Source organism: Acinetobacter sp. YH12097 (genome assembly GCF_013419225.1).
Classification (GTDB): domain Bacteria; phylum Pseudomonadota; class Gammaproteobacteria; order Pseudomonadales; family Moraxellaceae; genus Acinetobacter; species Acinetobacter amyesii.
Genome location: NZ_VPAN01000016.1, coordinates 63983 through 71941 on the forward strand (window position 1 = coordinate 63983; position 7959 = coordinate 71941).

The following is a 7959-nucleotide window of genomic DNA, read 5'->3' on the forward strand; positions in this document are numbered from 1 at the left end:
ACCATAAAAAAGCCACCCGAAGGCGGCTCTTTTCTATGATTCATCTATCTAAGATTAACCAATAAATTTACGGGCATTACGGAACATACGTAACCATGCACCATCTTGATCCCAATCTTCTGGTTTCCAAGAATGCTGAATGGCACGGAAGTTACGTTCAGGATGTGGCATCATAATCGTTGCACGACCGTCTTTAGACGTTACACCTGAAATCGCTTCTGGCGAACCATTCGGGTTCATTGGGTAATGTTGTGTTGGGTTACCTTGGCTGTCTACATAACGCAAGATCACTTGATCTCCAGCATTGAGTGCTGCAATGTTTTCTGCGCTTGTAACCACACGACCTTCACCATGTGCTACAGCGATAGGAAGAATCGAACCTTCCATACCTTCTAACAGTACAGAATTTGATTTTTCAACGCGCACGTTGACAGCACGAGCTTCAAACATCTCTGAAGTATTGCGGTGGAAACGAGGCCAAGCTTCTGCACCTGGAATTAATGGTGCAAGCTGAGACAGCATTTGACAGCCGTTACAAATACCTAGGGAAAATGTTTCGTCACGGTTAAAGAATTTCTCAAATTGGTCACGAAGTTTAGGATTGAACAATACAGATTTAGCCCAACCGCCGCCTGCACCCAATACGTCACCGTAAGAGAAACCGCCACATGCCACTAAGCCTTCAAAGTCATCAAGACTGATACGGCCAGCAAGCAAGTCGCTCATGTGTACGTCTACAGTGTTGAAGCCGACTTTATCGAATGCAGCAGCCATCTCTACATGACCATTGACACCTTGTTCACGCAGAATCACCATGTTTGGACGGCGTTCATTGATGTACGGTGCTTCGATAGGCTCGTTCAAATCAAATGTTGGTTTTGCAATTAAACCTGCATGTGATTTATCTGCGATTAACGCATATTCTTGATCCGCAGTTTCTACGTTATCACGCAGACGTTGGATTTGATGTGACACTTCAGTCCATGCTTGCTGTAATTCAGCACGGTCTAAGCTCAAACCATTTACAGTTAAAGTATCTGTATCGTTTACAGTACCTACTACTGCAATTGCATCTTTAATTGATGATGCAGCGACTTCAGCTTCTAATGCAGCCCAATCCGCTTTGCTGATTTGAAGAACTGCACCAATTTCTTCTGCAAACAAGCTTGCAGTAGATTGATCTTCAAGTGCTACACCTAGGCGTGAAGCGAACATCATTTCTGCAACAGTTGCCAATAGACCGCCATCACCGATGTCATGGTAAGCCTTGATTAGACCACGGTTGTTCCAGTCTTGAACCAATGCAAAGAATGCTTTGAAGTCATCGAAGCTGTCTACGTCAGGTGTTACAGAACCAATTGCTTTATAAACCTGAGCAAGGATCGAACCGCCAAGACGGAATTGACCTTTAGACAAATCAATACGTACCAGTACAGACTCGATATTTTTAAGTTCAGGTGTAAGTGTTTTGCGAACATCAGTCACAGGTGCAAATGCAGTGATCACGCCTGTCATAGGAGATGTTACAGATTTATCAACACCGTCATCATTCCAAGTTGTACGCATAGACAATGAGTCTTTACCTACAGGAATTGCGATACCTAAAGCAGGACACATTTCCATACCGATGGCTTTAACGCCTTCGAATAGCGCTTGGTCTTCACCCGGTTGACCTGCTGCAGCCATCCAGTTTGCAGACAATTTAATGTCACTGATCTGGTCGATTTTTGCAGACATGATGTTTGAAATTGATTCTGCTACAGATAAACGTGCAGAAGCAGCAGGATTCAACAACGCAACTGGTGGACGCTCACCCATTGCCATCGCTTCACCTGTATAACCAACAAGGCTAGTCGTTGTTACTGCAGCATCCGCTACAGGCACTTGCCACTTACCGACGAACTGATCACGTGCAACCATACCTGTAATCGAACGGTCACCAATGGTGATGAGGAACGATTTAGATGCAACAGTTGGATTCTTAAGAACGCGGTAAATCGCATCTTTCAAATCTGTTACTGTTTCAGCAGTAAAGTCATCGCCTTTACGTTCAATGGTTTCGTATGAACGGCTCATACGCGGTGTACCGCCAAGCATCACTTGCATTGGCATATCCACAGCTTTGTTGCCGAACAATGGATCGTTCACTGTTAATTGACGCGCTTCAGTTGCTTCACCAAGTACGGCGAATGGGCAGCGTTCACGTGCGCACAGTGATTCAAATAATTCTAATGAGCTTGGACGAATGGCCAATACATAACGCTCTTGTGCTTCGTTCGACCAGATCTCCATTGGAGACATGCCTTTTTCCAATGATGGAATTTTACGAAGATCAAGAATTGCACCTAACTCATGATCGTTCACAAGTTCAGGCATTGCATTTGAGATACCGCCCGCGCCTACGTCATGTACAGACACGATTGGGTTATGATCTTCCATGCGCCAGCACGCATCGATGACTTCTTGGCAACGGCGTTCCATTTCTGGGTTTTCACGCTGTACAGATGCAAAGTCTAGGTTTTCACCCAACTTACCGCTGTCTACAGAAGACGCTGCACCGCCACCTAAGCCGATGAGCATTGCAGGACCACCCAGTACGATGAGTAAATCGCCTGGTTGAATCGCATCTTTTTCTACATGATCAGGACGGATGTTACCGTAACCGCCGGCAATCATAATTGGCTTATGGAAGCCTTTTACGTCGCCATTTACATTTTGTTCAAACGTACGGAAGTAACCATTTAAAGCAGGACGACCGAATTCGTTGTTAAACGCAGCGCCACCCAATGGGCCTTCAATCATAATTTGAAGCGGAGATGCCATACGAGACGGCTTGCCGTAGTTTTCTTCCCAAGGCTGTTCAAAGCCAGGAATGTTCAAGTTAGAAACAGTGAAACCTGTTAAACCTGCTTTTGGCTTACCGCCACGGCCAGTTGCGCCTTCATCACGGATTTCACCGCCTGAACCTGTCGCAGCACCCGCAAATGGCGCAATTGCTGTCGGATGGTTATGCGTTTCCACCTTCATTAAGATGTGAGCAGCTTGGCTCTTATATTTGTAAACGTGCTGACCTGTTTCTTCGTCTTTTTTCGGATAGAAACGTTGAGTGTCAAAGCCCACGATCACTGATGCGTTGTCTTTATATGCAGACAAAACGTCATCTGGAGATTCTTTATAAGTGTTTTTAATCATTTGGAACAATGACAATGGCTGAACTTCGCCATCAATTGTCCATTCTGAACCAAAGATTTTATGACGGCAGTGCTCAGAGTTTGCTTGAGCAAACATCATCAATTCGATGTCATGCGGGTTACGGCCAAGCTTGTTAAACGCTGCAACTAAATAATCAATTTCTTCGTCAGATAGTGCAAAACCAAATTCAGAGTTTGCTTTCACTAAAGCGTCTTTGCCTTGACCTAAAATATCAATTGCATTTAACGGCTTTGGTTCAGTTTCAGAGAACAGCGCAGTCGCTTCTTCAATTTGATTGAAAACACTTTCGGTCATGCGGTCATGTAATGCTAGTTTTACTTCATCAGAAACAGCATTTACGCCCTTCAAAGTAAACAAAACACCGCGTTCAAGGCGATGAACCGGTGTATTACAGTTGGCGAAAATGTCTGTTGCCTTCGACGACCACGGAGAGATTGTCCCAACGCGTGGCGTCACTAATATTTGGACTTCATCACTTGCTGGCTGGCGCAATTCAAAAGATTGACCATCATTAAGCAGCTGTAAAGCAGATTGCTGTTGCTGTTCGCTGAGCGTTTGGTCAAATAGATAGACCAATTGGCTTTCAATTTCTTGAACAGAACTAATCGAAGATAGACGTGTTAATAGTTGCGTTTTCTTAAAAGAAGAGTGTGCTGGTGCACCGGCCACGATAAACATGCTGATTTTGGCTCCACGGGCTGGTCTTTTGAACCAAGCCGCAATGTGACTTGAAGAGAGCGCATATTCTACTGTGTATTGGTGAAATCAGCTAGATGGGAAAAGCATTTTCTGTTCGAGAATGGCACAAGATTTTTTAAATTTTGTTTTTATTTTCAGTCAAAAAGATTGAATACAGCAGCGCAGCTTAGCACAAAATAAATTGTAAAAAACATTAATCGAAAATTAATATCAATTTTAGAATTTTGAGGCTTTCAAGGCGGCATTACCAATGGGTTTGAATCAGCGAATAGTCTAGCCAATGAATAATATTTATCTTAAAAACACCCTACCTTAATACGAATAATTCTACACCTACACCGATACCCTTAAATAAAGTGTCAAGCTATGACGCTACCCACTATTACTTTAGTCACAAGTTTGGCATCATAGTTTTTAGTAAATAACTGAATAATGATAAATGACTCAAATGCGTTGGCTTGAACTTCTTTCTACAGTTCGTATTGGTAGCAATAAACACAGTTCTGAACAGGCACGTAGCCCCTTCCACAAAGACTATGACCGCATTATATTTTCGCAAAGCTTTCGACAATTAAACCGCAAGACCCAAGTCCATCCCCTCACCCAACATGATGGCATTCATACTCGCCTGACGCACTCTTTAGAAGTGTCTTGTATTGGACGTTCATTGGGGATGTTGGCAGCGGAAAAAATTAAAGATGAACTCCCGATGTGGATTTCACCTGCCGATGTTGGTGCGATTATTCAAGCCGCTTGTTTAGCACATGATATTGGCAATCCGCCTTTTGGGCATGCTGGTGAATATGCCATTCGCGAATGGTTTGATGATGCATCACATACAGACTTTTTAAAAGATTTAAGCCCAGAAGAAGAAGCCGATGTTCGTCAGTTTGAAGGTAATGCACAAGGCTTACGTTTACTGACTAAAATTGACTATCACCCGAATGATGGTGGTATGCGCCTAACTTACGCAACCTTAGGGGCTTACTTAAAGTACCCATGGCTATCCAAAACCATTGCATCACAAGGCAATAAACCTGCGAGCCAACGAGCTAAATTTGGCTGCTATCAAGCAGAAAAAGACATCTTGCAGCAAATTGCAGAGCAACTCGGTTTAATTCAACTGGGTGAATATCACTACTGTCGGCATCCTTTGACCTATTTGCTTGAAGCCGCAGATGACATTTGTTATGCCTTAATTGACCTTGAAGATGGCATTATCCTCAACATGTTGAACTATAACGAAGTTGAGCCAATTTTCCTTGATTTGGTCGGTGACTATGGCATACCTGCCGAATTGGCGATGACTGATACCACTTGGCAGCAGAAAATTGCCGCTTTGCGTGGCCGTGTGATGAAGCGTTTGGTTGAAGAAGTGACGACAGCTTTTGCACGTCATCATAATGAAATTTTGTCTGGCCAACTTAAAGGCAGTTTATTGCAATATTGCAGTGAAGATATTGAAATCGGGATTAACCGTGCCAAAGAACTGGCTCGTGATAAAATCTTTGAACATCCGCATAAGGCAGGTTTGGAAATTATTGCACACCAAAGTTTGCAAAATATTTTGGATGCCTTTATTCCACTGACCACGCCCAATAAAACTTTGAGCTTTAAAGAGCAACGATTGATGTCTATTTTACATCGTTCAGGAGCACATTTTGGTATGTCGCATTATGACAATATTATGCAAGTACTCGATATCATCTCTAAATTTTCAGATCATCAGGCTTATAACCTTGCACAAGAACTTCAAGGCAATAAAGTTGGTTTCTTTTAAAGCTGAAAAAATGTGAAGGCTAGTAATTCGCTGGCCTTCACGCTAATCTCACAACAAATTGAAATTGAGCAAATAGCTCAGACTAAACTGAAATAAAGTGAATAAATGACATGATCGGATGTTTAATTGGCGAAGTGCTGGCATTGGAAGCACCAACAGTATTACTCAATGTAAATGGTGTGGGCTATGAGATTGACACCCCACTTTCTACATTTTGCCAACTACAAAAAGGTCAAAAAATTACCCTGTGGACACATCTGGCTGTTCGTGAAGATGCACAACTGCTGTATGGATTTAGCAATGCTCAAGAAAAACTGATTTTTCGCACACTTTTAAAAGTTAACGGCGTAGGCCCTAAAATGGCACTGGGCATTTTATCAACATTAAGTGTTGAAATGCTGATTCACACGGTTGAACATGAAGATGTAAACACTTTAGTCAAAGTTCCGGGTGTAGGCAAAAAGACCGCTGAACGCCTCATGATTGAGTTACGTGATCGCTTTAAAGCCATGGCTTCAGGGACTGCACCAACCAATTCAACTGTTGAACAAATTCAATTTACAGGCAACTCTGCCGTTGCCGAAGCTGAGGCGGCATTGCAATCATTAGGTTACAAGCCAATTGAAGCACAAAAGCTAATTAATACCGTCAAAGCTGATTATACTGAAGCCAGCGACATTATCCGTGCAGCACTTAAGTCGATGAATAAATAATTCAAATAGACATACCAATACACCTAAATTGTATACACGAAGGCGACATGAATGTCGCCATGTTGGATTGGGATATAAGGATATATCCTCAATCCAACACAAGATTTACTTGCGGACTTTTAAATATATTTAAAAGCCCTCATTTTGATCTTTCAAAAGTAAAGCAATGCCTACACAATGGCACTTAAACACAAATCACAACTTGAGGCTGTGCCTCGAAAGTTCAGCCAGAGATTGATTTAATTATATGCAAGACCGTCTTATCAGTGGTTCCGAAAAGCCCGAAGACCACTTCGACCGCGCCATCCGCCCAACTTCCCTTGATGACTACATCGGGCAGCCTGTCGTCCGTGAACAAATGGAAATCTTTATCGGTGCTGCACGTGGCCGTGAAGAAGCACTTGATCACACCTTAATTTTTGGCCCACCGGGTTTAGGTAAAACCACACTGGCCAATATTATTGCCCGTGAAATGGGCGGCAACTTAAAATCAACATCAGGCCCCGTCCTTGAGCGTGCAGGCGATTTGGCTGCAATGCTAACCAACCTCGAAGAAGGTGATGTTTTATTTATTGATGAGATCCATCGTCTTTCACCGGTCATCGAGGAAATTCTCTATCCAGCGATGGAGGATTACCAACTCGACATCATGATTGGTGAAGGCCCTGCTGCCCGTTCGATCAAACTGGATTTACCACCCTTCACTCTTGTTGCAGCGACGACTCGTGCAGGCCTACTGACCTCTCCTTTACGTGACCGTTTCGGTATCGTACAACGTTTAGAGTTCTATTCTGTCAAAGACTTAACGCATATTGTGACTCGTTCTGCCAACTTGATGGATGTGCCCATGACCGCCGAAGGTGCTCAAGAAGTTGCACGCCGTGCTCGTGGGACACCTCGTATTGCAAACCGTTTATTACGCCGGGTCCGTGATTATGCGCAAGTCAAAGGCACAGGTGAAGTAACCCAAGAGATGGCTCAACGTGCTTTGGACATGCTAAATGTCGATAAAGATGGTTTAGATACGCTAGACCGCCGTTATTTATCAATGCTACTAGAGCGTTTTGATGGTGGCCCTGCAGGTGTAGAAGCTCTAGCTGCTGCTATGGCAGAAGACTCAGGGACGCTAGAAGATGTAATCGAGCCCTACCTCATTCAGCAAGGCTATGTCATGCGTACTGCGCGTGGACGTATTGCCACCAATATGGCTTATTTACAGTTTGGTATGACACCACCAGAGCCGAAAGATAAATAGACGATTATTCACTGAACGACTTCGGGGAGTTAAATTCTCCCTGAATGTTTATTTAAATTTTTAAATAAATTCAATCCACTACAAACAGCAAACTAAAATGATAAATCTTGAGAATAGAATAGGGTGTGTTGACATTTACAGCCGATAAATTGAGCTAAAGAGGCAACCATATGTAAGCGTCCGCTGAACACACCTTATGAATTCATCCTATAAGCCTTAATTTAGTCCCCACTTAAAAACAAGTGGGGACTAAAATTTATGACTACAAATCACCAGACATCCATCGCATCTCTTGCGAA

At 43.2% G+C, this 7959-nt stretch carries 4 protein-coding genes; 3 read left to right on the top strand and 1 reads right to left on the bottom strand.

The window, feature by feature from the left end; genetic code table 11:
* Positions 1-54 precede the first annotated feature (54 nt).
* The gene (purL, locus tag FTU37_RS08985; protein WP_180124209.1) at positions 55-3891 is read right to left on the bottom strand and encodes a phosphoribosylformylglycinamidine synthase; all 3837 of its coding nucleotides are present in this window, start codon (positions 3889-3891) and stop codon (positions 55-57) included.
* A gap of 460 nt (positions 3892-4351) precedes the next feature.
* Here purL and FTU37_RS08990 point away from each other — a divergent pair, with 460 nt between their 5' ends.
* From FTU37_RS08990 to ruvB, 3 genes are all read left to right on the top strand, one after another.
* On the top strand, positions 4352-5692 hold the full coding sequence (locus FTU37_RS08990; RefSeq protein ID WP_180124210.1) for a deoxyguanosinetriphosphate triphosphohydrolase: 1341 nt from the start codon (positions 4352-4354) through the stop codon (positions 5690-5692).
* Positions 5693-5802: 110 nt separating this feature from the next.
* Positions 5803-6405: a Holliday junction branch migration protein RuvA gene (gene ruvA / locus FTU37_RS08995; protein ID WP_180124211.1), complete on the top strand. Its 603-nt coding sequence runs from the start codon at positions 5803-5805 to the stop codon at positions 6403-6405.
* A gap of 247 nt (positions 6406-6652) precedes the next feature.
* Complete coding sequence (gene ruvB, locus FTU37_RS09000; protein WP_168378058.1) at positions 6653-7660, top strand: Holliday junction branch migration DNA helicase RuvB; 1008 nt, start codon at positions 6653-6655, stop codon at positions 7658-7660.
* Positions 7661-7959 lie beyond the last annotated feature (299 nt).